Here is an 18,909-nt window from a genome sequence, read left to right as displayed (position 1 = left end):
CCGTGAGCCGACACTGGCCTGTGCGCGCCGCCGCCCCGCTCGTGCTGGTGCTGCTGCTCGTCTCCGGCCTGGCCGGATGCCGGGACGAGCCGGCCGAGCCGACCCGGATCCGCATCGCCACCGGCAGCCCGACCGCCGTCTACCACGCCTTCGGCCAGTCGCTCGCCGCCGTGCTCAACCGGGAGCTGCCCGGGGTACGGGCCGAGGTGGTGGTCACCGCCGCCTCGGCGCAGAACGTCCGGCTGGTCGGGTCCGGCGCGGCGGAACTGGGCTTCACCCAGGCCGACGTGCTCCCGGCACGTGAACCCGAGCATCCGTCGGTGCTCGCCGTGGCCCGCGTCTACGACGACCTGCTGCACCTGGTCACCCGCGCCGGCGGCCCGATCCGCACGCTCGCCGACCTGCGCGGCCGGCGGGTCTCGGTGGGCGCCGACGGGTCCGGCACCGAGATCACCGCCACCCGCCTGCTGGAGGTGGCCCAGCTCGACGGCGACCGGATCCGCCAGGAGCACCTCGGGCTGGACGACTCGATGACCGCGCTGCGGGAGGACCGGATCGACGCGTTCTTCTTCTCCGGCGGACTGCCCGTACGCGGCGTCGCCGACCTGGCCGAGCGGACCTCGCTGCGGATCGTGGACCTGGGCGAGTGGACCGAGGCGCTGCGCCGCGGGTACGGGCAGGTCTACGTGACCCGGGACATCCCCCGCTCCATGTACCAGGCGGAACCTGTCAGCACGGTGGCGAACCCGAACTACCTGATCGTCCGCGCCGACCTGCCCGCCGCGCTGGTGCGCGACGTGACCCGGCTGCTGATGGAGCGCCGGGCGGAACTGGCCGCCGCGCACCCGGCGGCGGGACGGATGAGCCAGCGGTCGGCGATCGTCACCACCCCGCTGCCGCTGCACCCGGGCGCGGCGCAGTGGTACCGCGCCGCGAAGCCCTGAGCCCGCGCGGTCAGCGGGTGGCCGGCTCGCCGTCGTGTCGCGGGCCCACCGGCTCGGCGGTCTCGGCCTCCCCGCCGGCCTCACCCGGATCGTCGGCGGGCGCCGGGAACCACAACTCGGCGACCAGGCCCCGGGGCTCGCCCCGGCGCATGGTGAGCCGGCCGTCCGAGGCGTCCACGAGCACCGCCGCGATGGTCAGCCCGAGGCCCGCGCCGTCCACGTTCTGCACGTCCGGCGCCCGCCAGAACCGTTCGGTGGCCTGGTCGAGCTGGCTGGCCGTCATGCCCGGGCCGGTGTCCCGGACGGTGAGCGTCGTACCGCCCTCGGCGGCGCGGACCGTCACCGTCACCTCTCCCCCGGCCCCGCTGAACTTCACCGCGTTGTCGATCAGGGCGTCCAGCGCCTGGTCGATCGCGGTGGGTACGGTGCGGGCGTACACCGGCTCGCCGTCCGCGTCCAGGCGCAGCGCGACGTCGCAGTGCCGGGCCAGCGGCAGCCAGGCGGACACCCGGGACGCGGCGGTGGCGGCGGCGTCCACGGTGACCCGCTGGTTCTCCTCCCGCTCGGCGCGGGCCAGGGTCAGCAGCGCGTCGAGCACGGTGGCCAGCCGGTCGGTCTCCTCCAGCGCCAGCCGGTGCTCGGCCCGCCCGTCCGCGTCGCTGAGGCTGGGACCCAGTTCCTCGACCCGCAGCCGCAGCGCGGTCAGCGGGTTGCGGAGCTGGTGGCTGGCGTGCGCGACGAAGGCGCGCTGCCGGTCCATCACGTCGGAGACCGCGTCGGCCATGTCGTTGAAGCTCGTCGCGAGCCGGCGCAGCTCGGGTGGGCCGAGCCGGGGGCGCACCCGCGCGGTCCGGCGGCCCTCGGCGATCTCGTGGGTCACCGCGTCCAGCTCGGTCACCGGGCGCAGCACCCAGCCGGCCAGCCCGAACGCGGTCGAGACGCAGGCCAGCACCGCGAGCAGGCCGATGCCGGCCAGCAGCAGCCACCACGCGCTGACGGTGCGGCGCACCCCGTCCGCCGGGCTGGTGGTCACCACCGCGCCGAGCACCTCGCCGCCGTCGTTGATCGGCACGGCCGTCACCACCGGCCCGCCGTCCCACGGCCAGACCGACTCGGGGCCGCTGAACTGCTGCCCGGACAGCGCGGTGTCGAGCGCCGCGCCGGTGCCCGCGCCCGGCTCCCAGGCCGACGAGGCGGCGACGGTACGGCGCTCCCGGTCCACCACCGCGGCACCGATGCCGTAGAGGGCGTCGTAGGCGGCCAGTTCCCCGTCGAGCGGACCGGGGCTGCCGCCGCGCAGCGCCGGGCCGGCGAGCGAGGCGAACCGGGTGGCGTCGGCGAGGCGGTCGGCGCGTACCCGGTCGGTCTCCCGGGAGGCCAGCGTGAACGCCAGCGGCGTCTCCAGGGCGATCAGGACGAGCACCATCAGCAGCAGGTAGCTGATCACCAGTCGGCGCCGCACGGGCCCCTCCTCACGCGCCGCGGAGCCGGTAACCGACCCCGCGCACGGTCTCCACCAGCGTCGCGTCGCCGAGCTTGCCGCGCAGCGACCCGACGTGCACCTCCACGGTGTGCCGATCGGCCCAGGTGGTGCCCCACACGTCGAGCAGGATCCGCTCGCGCGGCACCGCCACCCCCGGCTGGCGGGCCAGCGAGAGCAGGATGTCGAACTCCTTGCGGGTGAGCGACACGTCCCGGCCGTCCACGCTCACCGTCCGGCCGCCGACGTCGATGCGCACCGGCCCGGCCTCGATGAGGTGACGCTCCGGGACGGTGTGCGCGGCGCGGCGCAGCACCGCCTCGATCCGCGCCTGCAACTCCACCATCGAGAACGGCTTGACCACGTAGTCGTCGGCGCCCAGCCGCAGGCCCAGCACCCGGTCGCGTTCCTCGCCACGGGCGGTCACCGCGATGATGCCGAGCTGGCTGCTGCGGCGGCGCAGCTCGCGGCACACCTCGGTGCCGTCGCCGTCGGGCAGCGTCAGGTCGAGCAGCACCAGGTCGCAGGGGGCGGCGGAGAGCGCCGCGGCGACTGTGGCGGCGTGTTCCACCTGGTAGCCGCGCCGGGTCAGCGCGGACGACAGCGCGGCGGCGACCCGACGGTCGTCCTCGACCAGGAGGATCCGCACCCGTTCCTCCCTCCGCTCGACGTGTGCCCTGCGAATGGTGGCAGACGCGCCGCCGGGACGCGAGGCCGCTCTAGGCTGCTGGCGTGATCTACAAGATTCTCTCCGACGACGAGTGGGCGCGGGCACGGGCGGACGGGCGGTTCGCCGGCACCGCGATGGACCGGCAGGACGGCTACGTCCACCTGTCCGCCGCCGACCAGGTGGTGGAGACCGCGCGGAGGTTCTTCGCCGGGGTCACCGGCCTGACCGTGCTCGCGGTGGACGAGTCCCGGCTCGGCGACGCGCTGCGCTGGGAGGCCTCCCGCGGCGGCGCGCTGTTCCCGCACCTGTACGCCGCGCTGCCGGTGGACGCGGTGGTCGCCGCGCATCCGCTGCCGGCCGACCGGCCCGCCGCCGACGCGGTGGCCGAACTGCTCGGGTGAGCGCTCGTTATGCTGCGTCGAGCCCGCCCGACGGCGCGACGCGCCCTGCCACGATGCGAGTTGAGATGACTGACAGCAACGACCGGTCCGCCTCCGTCTTCGTCCACCCGACGGCCGACGTGGAGGACGGCGCCAAGGTCGGCGACGGCACCAAGGTCTGGCACCTGGCGCACATCCGGTCGAGCGCGCAGGTCGGCGCCGGCTGCGTGATCGGCCGCAACGTCTACGTCGACGCGGGCGTCACGGTGGGCGACCTGGTGAAGATCCAGAACAACGTCTCGGTCTACCAGGGCGTGACCATCGAGGACGAGGTGTTCGTGGGTCCCTGCGCGGTGTTCACCAACGACTTCCGCCCGCGCGCACAGAATCCGGACTGGACGATCACGCCGACGCTGATCCGGCGTGGCGCCTCGATCGGCGCGAACGCCACGCTCGTCTGCGGCATCGAGGTGGGCGAGTACGCGATGATCGCCGCCGGTTCGGTGGTGACCCGCGACGTCAAGCCGTACCAGCTGGTGGCCGGCAACCCGGCCCGGCCGAAGGGCTGGGTCGACGCCAAGGGCGAGGTCGTCTCCCGCGACGTCGACAACCCGCCGCACCAGGGCTGACCAGGCGACGAGGGGCGACGACCAGGCCGGTCGTCGCCCCTCGTCATGGGTACGTCTCAGCCGCAGAGCCGGCCGATCTCGTCCCGGAAGCGGTCCATCGGGTTCGACCCGGCCGGGCCGAGCAGGTACTCCTTCAGCTCCCGTCGCGCCCCGGTCATCGGGTCGTCGCCGGACCGCGTCACGTCGAGGATCTTCGCCAGCTCGCCGCAGTCCGCCGAGAGCAGGTACGCCGCGCGCGCGGTCGGGAACTGCCGGCGGAACTCGTCCTCGGACAGACCGGCCGGGTTCGCCACCACGTACGGCCGCTCGCTCTGCACGAAGTCGGAGACCACGCTGGACACGTCGCTGACCAGCAGGTCGGTGACGTTGAAGCAGTCGAACAGCCCCGGCGTGCGGCCGGTGACCACCAGGTGCGCGGTCCCGTCCAGCGAGGACGGATCGGTGTCGCCGCCGGCCGCCTTGATCCGGCCCACGATGCGCTCGTGCACAGCCCGCGCCTTCGCCGACCGGCTGCCGGTCAGCGGGTGCGGCTTGTAGATCACCCGCACGTCACCGGCGGCGAGCAGCCCGGAGACGATCCGCTCCCCCATCAGCACCAGCGAGGTGTGGTACGGGTCGTCGTCGAGCCAGCCCTCCCAGGTGGGCGCGTAGAGCACGGTGAAGCGGTGGTCAGCGGCGCCGGAGCCGAACGTGTGCACCCCGGCGAGCTGCGGCCGGCCGACCTCCACGATGTCGCGGTCCAGCACGCCGACGTCGGCGCGCGCGTACCGCTCCCGCCCGGCCGGCCCGGCCACCCAGACCTCGTCGTACACCTTGCTGTACGGATTCACGCTCGCCTGCTTGTCGCTGTCGCCGTGGCCGACGAAGACGTGCTTGACGCCCGGTTCCCGCAGCAGGTGGATGTTGGCGCCGACGTTCGCGGCGTACAGGGCCACGCGCAGCGAGCTGAGGTCGAGGTTCATGAAGTCGACGCCGGCCGGCACGCAGATGACCGGCAGCCGGGTGTCGGCGAGCTGCTCGAACGCGTCAGCGGCGCGCAGCAGAACCACCGCGCGGCGGCCGGTCGCCTCCACCGGCGCGAGCCACATGTTGGCCTGGTAGACGTCCTTGGCCGGGCCGGCGAAGTAGAGCGCGACCTCGGGCCGTTCCCGGGCCATCCAGTCGTGCACGGCCGGCAGCACGCCCGGCTGGCTGCCCCGGCCGCGCAGCGCGGTCAGCGCCAGCACCGCGGCGGTGACCAGGCCGGCGGCGAGCGTCACCAGGCCGGTGACCACCACCGGGGCGACCTGGTCGAGCGCGGCGGCCGCCACCGCCGCCGGCACCAGCAGCACGTTGAGCAGCGGCATGTTCAGCCCGGCCAGCCGCCGCGCCCAGGCCGGCGGCACCGGGACGCGCCGCAGCGCGCCGAGGTCGATGTTGCGGGTGTACGCCGGGGGGTCGACCCGCCCGTCGATCACCTTCGTCACCGCGTTCGTGGCTACCGCAACGGTCCAGAGCGCGGCGGGCAGCAGCAGCACCGCGATCGTGCCGGCCACGCCGGGGCGGGCCGAGACGACCACCAGCAGGACCACCGACAGGTCCCGCACCAGCTGCCGGAAGGTCTCGCCGAGCCCGGCCTTGTCGAGCAGTTCGGCGGTCGGAGTGTGCCGCCCGGCCAGGGCCAGTTCACCGGCGAAGGCGACCACGGCGGCCACCGCGAACGGCACCACCAGGCCGAGTACTCCGGAGAGGACCATGACCGCGTAGCCGAGGAGCGTCGCGCCCACCGCGGCGAGACCCTGCTGGCTGCGAATTCTGCTCAACAACGACACGCTCCCTGTCTGCCCCGACGTCGGCCAGGTTCGATTCGGACCGCTGCGACCCTAAACGGGTCACATGACACAAGTATTGCCGGGGTGTCCGGCAGGTGAACGGCGGACGCCGATCGGCTGGTGGCGACACGCGACGGGCCCCGGCCGTGATCACGGCCGGGGCCCGGTACGCGCGTGTGCGGTCAGCCTCCGATGACCACCCGGCGCACGCCGGTCCAGCGCTCCGGGTCGGTGACCCGCCGGCCGTCCACGAGCACCGTCACGCCGGGCAGGTCGGCCGGGGACAGCGTGCGGTACTCCGCGTGGTCGGCCTGGATCACCGCGGCGCCGAGCGGCTCGCCGTCGTAGCCGGGCAGGCCGTGCGCGGCCAGCTCCTCGTTGCTGTACATCGGGTCCGACACGTACGGCACCGCGCCCCGGCGGCGCAGCGCCTCGACGGTCGGGAAGACGCCGGAGAAGGCGGTCTCCTTGACGCCACCGCGGTAGGCGGCGCCGAGCACCAGCACGCCGACCCCGGTCAGGTCGCCGTACGCGGCGGCGAGCAGGTCGACCGCGTACTCCGGCATGGCCGCGTTGGCCTCGCGGGCCGAGCGCACCACGGTGGCGGCCGGGTCGTTCCACAGGTACATCCGCGGGTAGATCGGGATGCAGTGGCCGCCGACCGCGATGCCCGGCGAGTGGATGTGGCTGTACGGCTGCGTGTTGCACGCCTCGATGACCTTGGTGACGTCCACGCCCACGGTGTCGGCGAAGCGGGCGAACTGGTTCGCCAGGCCGATGTTCACGTCCCGGTAGGTCGTCTCGGCGAGCTTGGCCAGCTCGGACGCCTCGGCCGAGCCGAGGTCCCACACGCCGTTGGGGCGGTCCAGGTCGGGCCGCTCGTCGAAGTCGAGCACCGCCTCGTAGAACCGGACGCCGTGCGCGGCCGACGTCTCGTCGATGCCGCCGACCAGCTTCGGGTAGCGGCGCAGGTCGGCGAAGACCCGGCCGGTGAGCACCCGCTCGGGGCTGAACACGAGGTGGAAGTCGGTGCCGGCGGTGAGGCCGGAACCCTCGGCGAGCATCGGCGCCCAGCGGTTGCGGGTGGTGCCGACCGGCAGCGTGGTCTCGTAGCTGACCAGCGTGCCCGGCTTCAGCCCACGGGCGATGGCCCGGGTGGCGTCGTCCATCCAGCCGAAGTCCGGCACGCCCTCGGCGTCCACGAACAGCGGCACGACCACGACGACCGCCTCCGACTCGGCGACCGCGGCGGCGGTGTCGGTGGTGGCCGACAGCAGGCCGGCGGCGACCGTCTCCTTCAGCTTGACGTCCAGGTCGGCCTCGCCCGGGAAGGGCACCGCACCGTCGTTCACCAGCTGGACGACCCGCTCGGAGACGTCGGCGCCGATCACCCGGTGCCCCTTGGACGCGAACTGCACGGCCAGCGGCAGACCGATCTTGCCGAGCGCGACGACGCAGATGTTCATGAACTACTTTCCTCCTCGGGGGAGCCGGCGCCGAAGACGGGCCGCGACCCGGCGAAGCGTCACCGGCCAGACGGTGAACGCCAAGTGACCTTTGTGGTTGTTGTTGATCGTGACCAGATGCAGTCGGGTGCCGTCGCGGTACACCACCCGGTGGATCAGCGGCGGCCGGAACCCCCGCACCGGGACGGCGGCGCTGTCCGCCACCCGGACCCGGACCGCCCGGGTCGTTCCCGCCGGACCGAGGTCGGCCGCCAGATCCGGGAGCCGGAACGTGGCCTCCACAGTCGTGCCCATCGGGTCGGCCGGCAGCAGCCGCACGGCGGCCTCCGCCTCGCCCACCCGCACGGACATGTCCCCGCCGACCAGGTCGGCGAGATCCGGCCGGGGACTGCGGGCGAGGATCTGCACCCGCCGGTCACCGTCGGGCCCGGTCACCGAGCGTACCGAAACCGCGGTCAGCGCGGCGAGCCACCGGCTCGCCGCCGGCTCCAACTCGTACCATTCGTCACTCAGGCCACCCGCCTCACCGAAGCCCGGGAACGCGGCGAACCAGCGCTGGTCGCGGACCACCGTCGAGGGCAGGCCGTCGGCGGCGGTCAGCCGGATGATCGCCACCAGGTCCTCCGGCCGGCCGTACGCGGCCGTGCCGACGAGCACGCGGGTGGCCGCGTCGAGCCGGTCGCGGATGCCGTCGGTGAGGTACTCCCGGACCAGCTTGCCGACCCGCGACCGGACCTGCTCCCGGGTCTCGGCGTCGAGCTTGAGGTAGTCGGGGCGGAACAGCTTCGCGATCTCCCAGGCGAAGTGGCGCCGCAGCACCGCGTCGCGCCGCTGCCCCGGCTCCACCATGTCGGCCACGAACCGGACGATGCGCTCCACACACTCCAGCCGGGCGAGATGGTCGCTGCGGTAGGTGATGTTCGTGGAGTTGAGGCGCTTGACCGCGAAGTAGTAGTCGTAGTCGGCGAGCACCGAGATGCGGGCCGCCCGCAGGCACGCCTCCAACGTGAACGGCTGGTCGCTGCCGACCGCCATGTCCTCCGGGAAGCGCAGGTGGTGACGCTCGATCAGGTCCCGCCGGAACAGCTTCGTGTTCGACAGCGAGAACGGCAGCGGCGAGTCGAACAGGTCGATGTCGGACCGGGTCCGGTCGTAGATCTCCTGGTGCACGTAGCGCTTGTTCACGCCGACCATGCGGCCGAGCACCACGTCCGAGCCCCACCGGTCGGCCGCCGACACCAGCCGCTCCAGCGCCTCGCGGCCCAGGTGGTCGTCGGCCCCGATGAAGAACACGTACCGGCCGGTGGCCAGGTCCAGCGCCCGGTTGCTCGGGGCGGCCGGCCCGCCGGAGTTGGGCTGGTGCACCACCGTCAGGACCGAGGGGTACGCCGCCGCGAACCGCTCCAGCTCCGCGCCGCTGCCGTCGGTGGAGCCGTCGTCGACCGCGACGATCTGCAGCCGGTCGTGCCCGATCGTCTGGTTGACGAGCGACTCGAGGCAGGTGGTGAGGTCCGGCATGGTGTTGTACACCGCGACGACGACCGTTACGTCCGGCCGGCTCACCGCCCGGCCGCCGTCCGGGCCGAGTTGTCGATCGTGACGGCGCCCCGTGCCGCGGCTGCCGCCCTCAGGTCCGCCGCAGAGATCGCCCCGTCAGAACCCATGCCCGTCCGTCTCCGTGTCAACCGCTGTCGCACGTGCGACCCGAGCGAGTGTACGACAAGCGCCGCACGGGAGGCCGGTGCCCGGCCGCGCCGGGAAACCGGTGTCGCCGTTGCTACCCTGCACCCGGCTCCGGGCGAGCGCTCCCGCCGGTCGCCGACGCCCCGGACGCCGACGCCGGGGGCGAAGATCACTCGGACAGGACCACGCATGACCGCACCGACGCGCGGCCACCAGCCGCCCGCGGAGACGGTTTCCCAGCACCGGGCCTCCTTCGGGCACCGGCTGGCGACCGCCTTCCGCAACGCCCTGCCCGCGCTCGTCGGCTACGTCGCCGTCCGGGCCGTCGGGCTGGTCACGCTCTGGCTCTGGGCCCGCGCCACCGGGGCCCGGCCGGCCGTGCTGCTCACCGGGTCCGACGGCGTGTGGTACCTGCGGATCGCCCGCGACGGCTACGACGGCTACGCCCGGGTCCAGAGCGACATGGCCTTCTTCCCGCTCTATCCCCGCCTGGTCGGGGCGCTGGAACCGTTGACCCCGCTCGGCGCGCGCGCCACCGCGCTGGCGGTCGCCGCCATCGCCGCGCTCGCCGCCGCCTGGGGCCTGTTCGCCGTCGGCGAGCGGCTGTACGACCGCCGCGTCGGCATCCTGCTCGCCGTGCTCTGGGGCGTGCTGCCGCACAGCATCGTGCAGAACATGAGCTACAGCGAGGGGATCTTCACCGCGTTCGCCGCCTGGTCCCTGTACGCCCTGCTGCGCCGCTCGTGGCTGCTCGCCGCCGTGCTCAGCCTGTGCGCCGGACTGACCCGGCCGACCGGCTCCGCGTTGCTCGCCGTGGTCTGCCTCGCGGCGCTGATCGCGGCGCTGCGCCGCCGCGACGGCTGGCGCCCGTGGGCCGCGCTGGTGATCGCCCCGGCCGGCTGGGTCGGGTACCTGGCCTGGGTGGGTTGGCAGACCGGGCGGCCGGACGGCTGGTTCCACATCCAGGACGCCGGCTGGGGCACCACCTTCGACTTCGGCGCCGACACGGTCCGGGTGGCGCAGCGCGTGCTGGCGCAGCCCACGGCGCTGACCATGTACGTGGTGACGCTCGTGGTGCTGATCGCGCTGGCGCTGTTCGTGCTCAGCGCCCTCGACCGGCAGCCCTGGCAGCTCCTGCTCTACAGCGGCCTGATCCTGCTCACCACGCTCGGCGCGGCCGGCTACTACCACGCCAAGGCGCGCTTCCTGCTGCCCGCGTTCCCGCTCCTGCTGCCGGTCGCCGTCGCGCTGGCCCGGGCCGGCTGGGCCCGGGCCGTCACCGTGCTGGCCCCGCTGCTGATCGTCTCCGCCTACTTCGGCGGCTACGTCCTGATCATCTGGAACCGGTCGCCGTGACCGCGCCGCTCAGTTGCTGAACGGCCGCACGTCCCAGAGCCACACGTCGTCGACCTGGCGGCCCGGCCCGTACAGGGCGTCGAGCACCACGCGCAGGTCTTCCTGCCGGCGGTGCTTGGGCAGCGCCACCGCGTCCGCACGCCAGTAGCGGGCGTCGGCGCGGGCCTGGGCGACCTCGGCCGGCGTCACGTCGGTGCCGCGCTTGCCCTCCGCGACCAGCGTGAGCAGCTTCGCCGTCGGCTGCGGCTCGACGCCCCACCGCCCGGTCGGGTCCTCCTTGGACGTGGGGGCGAGGAAGTAGCCCTGCGGGACCGCGAACTCGGCCAGCGCCGCCGAGCCCCAGTAGACCGAGGTCATGTTCGCCACCGGCACCGGCACCAGGGTGCGGCCGGGGGCCACGTGGTCACGCCAGGTGCCGGCGGTGACGAAGTCCGGCACCGCGGGACGGCCCTGGGCCGGCAGCGGGGTGGGCAGGATCGGCACCAGCGCGGCAGCCACCGCGACGACAGCGATCCGGGCCGGCAGCCGGTCCTCGTCACGCGCGAGACTCGCCACCCGGTCCAGGGCCAGCGCCAGCAGGACACCCACGGCCATGGTGGTGATGAACCCGAAGCGGGCCACCACCACGGCGTCGAAGACCGGAAGGTGCTGCAGCAGCGCGAACGGCGCCGGGATCGTGGTCCGCTCGGTGCCCCAGGTCCAGGTGGTGCCCATCGACAGCAGCGCGCACACCACGGCGACCAGGGTCAGCACCCGGACCGTGACCTCCCTGCGCAGCCACCACGCGGCGGCGACCGCCACCACCACCAGCGACCAGCCGAAGAAGCTGACCTGCTCGGTGGTGTTCGGGCCCCACCCGCCGGCGCTGGTCGGGCTGCCGGCGATCGACTCGGTCGCGTAGCGCACGTAGGAGCCGAGCTTCAGGGCGTAGACGTCGGGGCCGCCGGGGTGCCCCATCCGGTGCTGCGGCCCGAAGAACTGCATCCACAGCGGGTACGCGGTGACGACAGCGACCAGCGCTCCGGCCACCCCCAGCCCGCCCAGCAGCCGGGGGGCGCGTCGCAACGCGACCTTCGGCGCCAGCGCGAGATGGGCCAGCGCGGCGAGCAGGCAGCCGAGCGCGAGCAGAAAGAGGATCTCCACGCTGATGAAGAACTGTGCCGCGATCAGCGCGCCGAGCACCAGCCCGTCCCGCAGCACCCGGACGCCCCGGGCCAGCGCCAGCACCCGCCAGCCGATCAGCGGCACCAGCCACTGCGCGGTCATGTGCGGGTGCCCGTTGCTGTGCGACACCAACGCCGGCGCGAACGCGCAGAACAGGCCGCCGACGAACGCGGCGGCGCGGGACCGCACCACGTGCCGGGACAGCACGTGGTACCAGGCGTAGCCGGTGCCGACCAGGTTGAGCGTCATCAGCAGCACGTACGCCGTCGGGGCGCCGAACAGCAGCGTCACCGGCGACAGCAGGATCCCGGGCAGCTGCATGCCGACGTTGGTCATCAGGTTCACGCCGTCGGGGGCGTTCTGCGCGGTGGTGAAGAACGGGTTCTCCAGGTGCCGGACCGCGTGCGCCGCGTACGCCAGCATCCACTCGTTGAATCCCTGGTCGTCCGGGCGGCTGCCGAGCAGGCGTCCGTCCGGGTTGCGCCACCCGCGGGCGGTCACCAGGAGCGCCCAGGCCAGGTAGACCGCCGCGACGACGCCGTCCCACCGGCTCCACCGCCGGACCGGCCGCTCGCCGGTCCCGTCGCCGGCCTCGGTGCGGCCGCCGTCGTCCGTCCCGGTCTCCGCCGGCTCCGGCGCCCGGCGGACCTCCGTGTCGCCGGGCGAGGTGTCGCCGGGAGTGGCCGCAGCGGGGTCGGTGGGACGGGTGTCCGGAACGGTCATGAGGCAGGAGTTTACGGCTGCGCGGCGTCGTCGCCCGGCACCCCCCGGGCCGCCCGCCCGGCGCGTCTCCACGGCCTGGTCAGCGCCGCGTCGAGCGCCGCCACGGCCAGCACCACCAGGCTGATCCGCAGGTAGATCGCCTCCTGGATGCCGAACCGGCTGTACTCCCCGGCGGACAGCATGAGGCTGGCGAGCACACTGACCAGGCTCACCACCACACCGAGCACGCCGGCCAGGACGAGCCACGGCCGCCGGCGGACCGCGCCGGTGAGCACGCACGCCAGCACTGTCGCCACGACGGCGCCGGCGAGCAGAGGAAGCACCAGGTCGCGGCGCGGGTACCAGACCCTCTCGACCGCGTCCGGCAGCATCGACACCGGGCGGCCGTACGTGTGCAACTCGGTGCTGCCCAGCGCCATCGGCAGGATCCGGCCGACCATGATCTCGCGGTAGTGATCCGGCTCGGCCATCGCGTACCGGAAGCCGATTGCCATCTCGTGCTCCTCGGCCCACCGCTGCAGTTCGGGGCAGTTCGCGTACGCCTCGGAGAACTTGCGGACGTTCCACCGCCGGACCAGGCTCGGGTCCTCGATCGCCACGCACCGCGGCATGCCGAGCTCGCGGTGGTAGACCTGCCGAATCTCCGGGTCGCGCTGCACCTCGACCATCAGCCGGTAGAGGAACGTCTCGTCGGTCTGCGAGCGGCCCGACGCGCTCCACTTGGCGAACGTCTCGTCGGTGGGACCGAGCAGCGCCGCGTTCCAGCCCAGCCCGGCGCCGATCGCGACCAGCGCCACCACCGCCGCCCAGCGGTGCGGACGGCTGCGCCACGCCAGCACCGCCAGCACCGCCGGCACCAGCGCGATGAACAGCAGCATGTCCTGCCGGACGAACATCCACCACACGGTCACCACGACCGTGGCGGCGAGCAGCGGCCACGAGCGCCGGCGCACCCAGAGCACCAGCAGGCCGAACGCGAGCAGGCCGAGGCTGATGGAGAGCGACTCGGCGGTCAGCGTGTGGTCCCACACGTAGACCGCGCGGGTCAGCGCCAGCACGAACAGCGCGACCCCGGCGCAGACCCGGGCGGTCGTGCCGCGCAGCATCGTCCAGAGCGCCAGCACGAGCACCACCCACGCCGCGGTGCTGATCAGGGCCTGCGCCCACGCGCGGGCCGGATCGCTGCCGGCGAGCGTGTAGAGCAGCGGCGTGCCCCACAGTCGCGGCGCGTGCCCGGTGAAGGAGAGCGTCGCGGTCGGGTTCGGCCCGTCGAGCAGCCCGGCGTACGACCGGGTGTCGAAGGTGCGGAACGCCTCGGCCCGCGCGGCGATACTCAGCCGCGCGGCGACGAACGCGACGACCAGGCCCGCGAGCACGAGCTGCGCGGGGCGCGGCCGGGGACGCGGCCGCCGGGCGGCGGGCGGCTCAGCCGGCTCCTGCGGGCGCTCTTGAACGACCGACGACTCGACCATGACGGGATTTCCTCGCGCTCGTGCCGGCCTTGTCGGCGTCCAGAAGCGGAATGCCCCGATGTTAGCCTGGATCGCCCGCGTGGGGGTTCCCCTCACCGGCCGGCGCAGCCGGTTCCGCGGGGCGCCCACGGACGCCGCCCCGGTCGGACGGACAGTCAATCGGAGGGATCACCCACATGAAGGTCGTCAGCATCGTTGGCGCCCGGCCCCAGCTGGTCAAACTCGCACCGATCGCCGCGGCGTTCGCCGCCACGGAGCACGAGCACGTCATCGTGCACACCGGGCAGCACTACGACGCCGACCTCTCCGACGTCTTCTTCTCCGGGCTCGGCATCCCCGACCCGGACGTGCACCTGGGCATCGGTTCCGGCAGCCACGGCGTGCAGACCGGCAAGACACTGGCCGCCCTCGACCCGGTGCTCGCGGCCGAACGACCCGACTGGGTGCTGGTGTACGGCGACACCAACTCCACCCTCGCCGGCGCGCTGTCCGCGGTGAAGATGCACCTGCCGGTGGCCCACCTGGAGGCGGGCCTGCGTTCGTTCAACCGCCGGATGCCGGAGGAGCACAACCGCGTCCTCACCGACCACTGCGCCGACCTGCTGCTGGCGCCCACCGAGGAGGCGGTGCGCCACCTGTCCGCCGAGGGCCTGGCCGCCCGTTCCGTGCTGGTCGGCGACGTGATGGTCGACGTGTGCCTGCGGGTGCGTGACGCCGTGCTGGCCGGTGACCAGCCGCGCCCCGAGCTGCCGGCCGGCATCGACCCGGACGCCCCGTACCTGCTGGCCACGCTGCACCGGGCGGAGAACACCGACGACCCGGCGCGGCTGGCCGCGCTGGTGGGCGCGCTCGCCGAGCTGCCGGTGCCGGTCGCCCTGCTGGCGCACCCGCGCCTGCTGGCCCGCGCCGAGGAGCACGGCATCAAGCTGGGTGGCGGCGCGCTGCACGTGGGCCGGCCGCTGCCGTACGGCGGCATGGTGGCCGCGGTGCTCGGCTCCGTCGGTGTGGTGACCGACTCGGGCGGCCTGCAGAAGGAGGCGTACCTGCTGGACCGGCCCTGCACCACGCTGCGCCCGGAGACGGAGTGGGTGGAGACCCTCGCGGACGACTGGAACCGGCTGGTTCCGGACCCGTCCGCGCTGGGTGCCGACGGCTGGGTGCGGACCGCCACCCGGCCCCGGCCGGCCGCCGCGCGCGGCAACCCGTACGGTGACGGCCACGCGGCCGAGAACGTGGTCCGGGTGCTCGCCGAGCACGCCCGCTGAAATCGGACCGGCCCGCCGGGCGCCGTCGCGATCGACGGTGCCGGCGGGCCGCTTCACGTGGTGCGGCAGGCGGCGTCAGGCCGCCGCGGTGAGCTGCGCCAACGGGGGCGGGTCGAGCGAGGTGGTGGCGACCACGTTCGGGAAGCGGCGGGCCAGCCGCCAGCCGAGCGTGATGGACAGCGCGTCGGAGGCCACGATCAGGTCGACCGGGTCGCGCTCCAGGTCCAGTTCGGACAGCCGCTTGTCGGCCAGCCGGGACAGCACCAGCGGGCGCACGTTCGAGTACGCCTTCATGAACACTCGCTTGTGGAACGCCCGGCTCAGGCGCTCCTGCCGCCGGCTGAGCCCGCTCGCCGTGCCGCCGCCGGCCAGCCGGCTCAGCCCGCGGGCCACTCGCCGGGGCCCGCTGGTGACCACGATCCGTTCGGTACGCAGCAGCGGATGCCGCTTCTCCGCGGCGCCGAGGGTGAACAGCCGCACGTTGGGCCGGCCGGCCAGGTCCGCCCAGTTGGTGTCGCTGAGGACCACCACGTCCAGCCGGGCGCCCTCGTCGAGGAGCCGCTCGGCCAGCGCCACGACCTTCTCGTGCGGTTTGTGGTTGAACGCCAGCAGCAGCGCCCGCGGCGTGCGGGACGCGCCCGCGGTGGGCGGCTGGTTGCCGGCTGCGTCGTCGAACGTCACGATGCGATCCTTCCCGCCTCGATCTTGCGCCGCACCATCGAGCGCAGCCTGGCCTCCAGCGGCGCCGTGACCGCCTGCCGGGTGAACGTGTCGGCGTGCGCGCGCGCCTCGGCACGCTGCTTCGCCGACATGTCCCGGGCCGCCTTGCCGGCGGCGATCATCGACTCGGCGATGTCGTGCACGTCGAGGCTCTCCGGGTTGAACCAGAGGGGATAGCCGGCCAGCACGTCCTGCGCGGCGATGCCGGGCGCGTGCACCGAGACGATCGGGCTGCCGCTCGCCATGTACTCGAAGATCTTCCCGGAGGTGACGTACCGCGCGCCGCCGGCCAGGAAGACCAGCACGTCGCTGTCCTGGTAGACCTTGCCGACCTCGGTCTTGGAGACCGGGCCCCGGTAGTGGATGCCGTACTCGGGCAGCGCGTGCCCCTGCTCGCCCTCGACCAGGCCGAGCCGCGCGATGAGGTCGGTCTTGCCCTGCTTGAAGTAGCCGAGGTGACCGTGGATGTTCAGCTCCGCGTCGGCCAGGTCGGGATGCCGCCGGGCGATCTGGAACGCCTCGGCCATCTGCTCCACCGGCTGGGTGCTGTTCATGGTGCCGAGGAAGGAGAAGCGCAGCGGGCGGTCGCGGTCCGACTCGGACGGCGGCGTGGGCGCGTCGAGCTGGGTCAGCAGATCCGGGTCCCAGCCGTTGGGGACCACCATCATCCGGTCCGCGGCGTTCGGGTAGCGGTCGGCGTACCAGGCCAGCAGCGGCTGGTTGACGAAGATCGAGGCGGAGGCGTCGCGCAGGATCCGGCGCTCCCAGCGCCAGGCGGGGTGGCCCGGCTCGTACCCCGGCTCCTCGGTGAACATGTTGAGCGTCCAGGCGTCGCGGTAGTCGACGGCGAACGGCACGCCGGTGGCCTTGTGGATCATCCAGGCGGCGGCGAACGAGGCGAACGGGTTGCCGGTGGCGAGCACCACGTCGAAGCGCCGCCGGGCGTGCATCCGCAGCGCCTTGCGCACCGACGCCAGCGCCCAGGACAGGTAGTGCTCGGGGAAGAACTTCTTCAACCCGAAGTTGTAGAGGTTGCGGGCCAGGATCGGCGACATGCCCCGGAACCGGCCGTAGGCGTGCAGGTCACGTTCCCAGGCGAAGTGGCTGATGTTGGGCCGCTCCACCTGGACCGACGGGTGCACGGTCTCGGCCAGCTGCTCGTCGACCGAGCCGATCACGCGGTGCAGGAACGACAGCGGCGACGCGAAGGCGGTCACGTCCCAGCCGTGCTCGGCCAGGTAGTTCGCGGTGGCCCGGGCCCGGTACACGCCGCTGGCCCGCGACGGCGGAAAGTAGAAGGACAGGTACAGGATGCGCGGTCGGCGCGTCGGGCGCGTCATGGATTGTCCCCCTGGGCGGAATCCGGGTCGGGTCGGTTCTGGCCATCGGTCGCCACTCCAGAGTAGTCGTAACTGAAGCAGACTCTCGGGCTCGCGTGACCGCGTCGGCGCTCCAGCAGGCGCACCGCGTACGGCATCGCCACCGGATCGGTGACGACGAGCACATCCACCGTGGGACGCGCGCAGGCCCGGGCGAGAAGCCGGTCACGCTGGTCGCCGCGCATCCGCACGAACGCCCGGTGCGCCGGGTCGGCGAGGCGCCGCTGGAACGCGCGCTCGGCCCGCTTCGACACCTTCCGCAGCGGACCGCGGCCGATGGTCCGCAGCAGCTTGCGGGGCGCCTTGTACAGCGCCGCCTGTTCGACCCGGTCGGCCGGCAGCCGACGTTGCAGGGCGGCCAGGTCGATCACCCGCACGCCGGTGGCGAACGTCTCACGACTCCAGGGGCCCATCTTGTCGACCACCACGGTGGCGGCGCCCCCGTCGGCGATCACCTGGCGGGACTCCTCCACGACCGCGCGCCGCCGGACCGACCCGACGGACAGGAAAAGGACGTGCATCTCACTCCATCAGCTGCGGCGCCCGGCGTCAGACCGCCGGGTCGGCCTCGTCGGAGAACCACAGGCGGCGGTGCGTCTCGGCGACGGCGGCGTAGCCGTACCGGTCGGCGAGCGCCTTACGGGCGTGGGCCGGTTCGAGGTCGTCGGGGAACCGGGACCGCAGCCGCCGGTATCCGGCGACGATCGTCTCCGGGTCGTCTGTCACGTCGATCATCTGACCGGCGGCGTCCTCGATGCCGGCCAGCGTCCGCTCCGGACCGCCGCAGCGGGTGACCAGGACGGGCAGCCCGGCCGCGATCGCCTCGATGACCGCCACCCCGAACGTCTCGCGGCGGCTCGGGTGCACCAGCAGGTCGTGCTCCCGCATCAGCTCCAGCGCCCGCTCGGGCGGGACCGCCCCGGTGAACGTGACCGCGTCGGCCACCCCGAGCTCGGCCGCCCGGGCGGTCAGGCTCGCCAGCAGCGCGCCCTCCCCCACCAGCGTCAGCGTCAGTGCCGGGTCGTCCTGCCGGCACCGCGCGAACGCCTCCAGCAGCAGCGGTACGCCCTTGAGCTCGGAGAGCGCGCCGACGAACAGCCACCGGCGCAGCGCGGTGATCGGCGTCGGACGGGGCCGGTCGAAGGAGATCGGGTTGGCGATCGCGCCGATCCGGTCCGCGTGGTGCGGGAACGCCTCGACCAGCGGGGCCCGGACGCCCTCGCCCACGGCGAGGAAACCGGCGCACCGGTCGAGCACCTCGTCGTACATCTCCCGGCCGCGGGCGGTCTCGAGCACCTTGTCCAGGAAGCTGGCGTGCTCGGTCACGTAGACCCGGGTGTCCGGGCCGGCGTTGCGGATCGCCGCCCAGCCGCTGGGCAGCCCGACGTGGGCGTGCACGACCGGTGCGGTGAGCGGACGGCCGCCGAGGGCCGCGCGCAGCGCCTCGTCGTGCCGGTCGGCGATCTCCGCGTGCCCCAGCCCGCGGGGCACCGGCACCGGGACGTAGACCAGGTCGGCGCCGCCGACGGTCGGGGTGCGGTGCCGGGCGTGGCCGAGCAGGACGCGGTGGGCGTCCTTGACCCGGCGCTCAGCCGCCGGATCGAGGGCGGCCACCCAGGCGTCGCAGTGATAGACGGTCATCCGGTCGGAAACCGGTGCGGTCGCGTCGACCATCGCCTGGACGAACGAGCCGCGGAAGGGCAGTTCGCGGGTCGGGAACCAGGGCGTGAGGACGACGACGTCCCGTGCTGAAGTTGCCGGCACCCG

General features: G+C 73.7%; 16 protein-coding genes. 5 read left to right on the top strand and 11 right to left on the bottom strand.

The window, feature by feature from the left end; translation table 11 throughout:
• Positions 1-2: 2 nt before the first annotated feature.
• Positions 3-944, top strand: a complete 942-nt coding sequence (locus PVK74_RS01390) for a TAXI family TRAP transporter solute-binding subunit (protein ID WP_083297126.1) — start codon at positions 3-5, stop codon at positions 942-944.
• Between the two features lie 10 nt (positions 945-954).
• Here PVK74_RS01390 and PVK74_RS01385 read toward each other — a convergent pair whose 3' ends face one another.
• The gene (locus tag PVK74_RS01385; RefSeq protein WP_064447481.1) at positions 955-2,406 is read right to left on the bottom strand and encodes a sensor histidine kinase; all 1,452 of its coding nucleotides are present in this window, start codon (positions 2,404-2,406) and stop codon (positions 955-957) included.
• Positions 2,407-2,416: 10 nt separating this feature from the next.
• Positions 2,417-3,073, bottom strand: coding sequence for a response regulator transcription factor (locus tag PVK74_RS01380; RefSeq protein ID WP_043325105.1), 657 nt, complete (start codon positions 3,071-3,073; stop codon positions 2,417-2,419).
• 83 nt (positions 3,074-3,156) lie between these two features.
• Here PVK74_RS01380 and PVK74_RS01375 point away from each other — a divergent pair, with 83 nt between their 5' ends.
• Together PVK74_RS01375 and PVK74_RS01370 are read left to right on the top strand one after the other, a co-directional pair.
• Entirely contained in the window at positions 3,157-3,495 is a 339-nt protein-coding gene (locus PVK74_RS01375; RefSeq protein ID WP_043325106.1) for a DUF952 domain-containing protein, read from the top strand.
• A gap of 65 nt (positions 3,496-3,560) precedes the next feature.
• Positions 3,561-4,103, top strand: coding sequence for an acyltransferase (locus PVK74_RS01370; protein ID WP_030499741.1), 543 nt, complete (start codon positions 3,561-3,563; stop codon positions 4,101-4,103).
• Between the two features lie 56 nt (positions 4,104-4,159).
• On the opposite strand, the gene PVK74_RS01365 is transcribed toward PVK74_RS01370, so the two are convergent.
• The 3 genes from PVK74_RS01365 to PVK74_RS01355 all read right to left on the bottom strand — a co-directional run bounded on the left by PVK74_RS01365 (position 4,160) and on the right by PVK74_RS01355 (position 8,943).
• Entirely contained in the window at positions 4,160-5,908 is a 1,749-nt protein-coding gene (locus PVK74_RS01365; RefSeq protein WP_274477978.1) for a CDP-glycerol glycerophosphotransferase family protein, read from the bottom strand.
• A 188-nt stretch (positions 5,909-6,096) separates the two neighbouring features.
• A complete protein-coding gene (locus PVK74_RS01360) occupies positions 6,097-7,380 on the bottom strand; it encodes a nucleotide sugar dehydrogenase (protein ID WP_043325107.1) in 1,284 nt (427 codons plus the stop codon).
• Between the two features lie 3 nt (positions 7,381-7,383).
• A complete protein-coding gene (locus tag PVK74_RS01355; protein ID WP_043325108.1) occupies positions 7,384-8,943 on the bottom strand; it encodes a glycosyltransferase in 1,560 nt (519 codons plus the stop codon).
• 309 nt (positions 8,944-9,252) lie between these two features.
• Between PVK74_RS01355 and PVK74_RS01350 the strand changes: the two genes are divergently transcribed.
• Entirely contained in the window at positions 9,253-10,419 is a 1,167-nt protein-coding gene (locus PVK74_RS01350; protein WP_274477976.1) for a hypothetical protein, read from the top strand.
• Between the two features lie 9 nt (positions 10,420-10,428).
• Here the strand turns inward: PVK74_RS01350 and PVK74_RS01345 are convergent, their stop codons facing one another.
• On the bottom strand, positions 10,429-12,306 hold the full coding sequence (locus tag PVK74_RS01345) for a DUF6311 domain-containing protein (RefSeq protein ID WP_274477975.1): 1,878 nt from the start codon (positions 12,304-12,306) through the stop codon (positions 10,429-10,431).
• A gap of 11 nt (positions 12,307-12,317) precedes the next feature.
• A complete protein-coding gene (locus tag PVK74_RS01340; RefSeq protein ID WP_274477974.1) occupies positions 12,318-13,778 on the bottom strand; it encodes a glycosyltransferase family protein in 1,461 nt (486 codons plus the stop codon).
• Between the two features lie 176 nt (positions 13,779-13,954).
• Here PVK74_RS01340 and wecB point away from each other — a divergent pair, with 176 nt between their 5' ends.
• The gene (wecB, locus tag PVK74_RS01335; protein WP_274477972.1) at positions 13,955-15,043 is read left to right on the top strand and encodes a non-hydrolyzing UDP-N-acetylglucosamine 2-epimerase; all 1,089 of its coding nucleotides are present in this window, start codon (positions 13,955-13,957) and stop codon (positions 15,041-15,043) included.
• A 75-nt stretch (positions 15,044-15,118) separates the two neighbouring features.
• Here the strand turns inward: wecB and PVK74_RS01330 are convergent, their stop codons facing one another.
• From PVK74_RS01330 to PVK74_RS01315, 4 genes are read right to left on the bottom strand one after another with little or no spacing between them, the layout of a single operon-like run.
• Entirely contained in the window at positions 15,119-15,724 is a 606-nt protein-coding gene (locus PVK74_RS01330; protein ID WP_064447476.1) for a hypothetical protein, read from the bottom strand.
• The gene (locus tag PVK74_RS01325; RefSeq protein ID WP_030499733.1) at positions 15,721-17,103 is read right to left on the bottom strand and encodes a glycosyltransferase; all 1,383 of its coding nucleotides are present in this window, start codon (positions 17,101-17,103) and stop codon (positions 15,721-15,723) included. The genes PVK74_RS01330 and PVK74_RS01325 overlap by 4 nt, the downstream gene beginning before the upstream one ends.
• The gene (locus PVK74_RS01320; RefSeq protein WP_051611092.1) at positions 17,100-17,663 is read right to left on the bottom strand and encodes a hypothetical protein; all 564 of its coding nucleotides are present in this window, start codon (positions 17,661-17,663) and stop codon (positions 17,100-17,102) included. The genes PVK74_RS01325 and PVK74_RS01320 overlap by 4 nt, the downstream gene beginning before the upstream one ends.
• A 28-nt stretch (positions 17,664-17,691) precedes the next feature.
• A complete protein-coding gene (locus PVK74_RS01315) occupies positions 17,692-18,906 on the bottom strand; it encodes a glycosyltransferase (protein WP_223201138.1) in 1,215 nt (404 codons plus the stop codon).
• Positions 18,907-18,909 lie beyond the last annotated feature (3 nt).

Origin of the sequence: Micromonospora chalcea (assembly GCF_028768405.1) — a bacterium.
Taxonomy (GTDB): Bacteria; Actinomycetota; Actinomycetes; order Mycobacteriales; family Micromonosporaceae; genus Micromonospora; species Micromonospora chalcea.
Note: the sequence above shows the minus strand (reverse complement) of the source record. Positions and strands in the feature narration are given on the sequence as shown.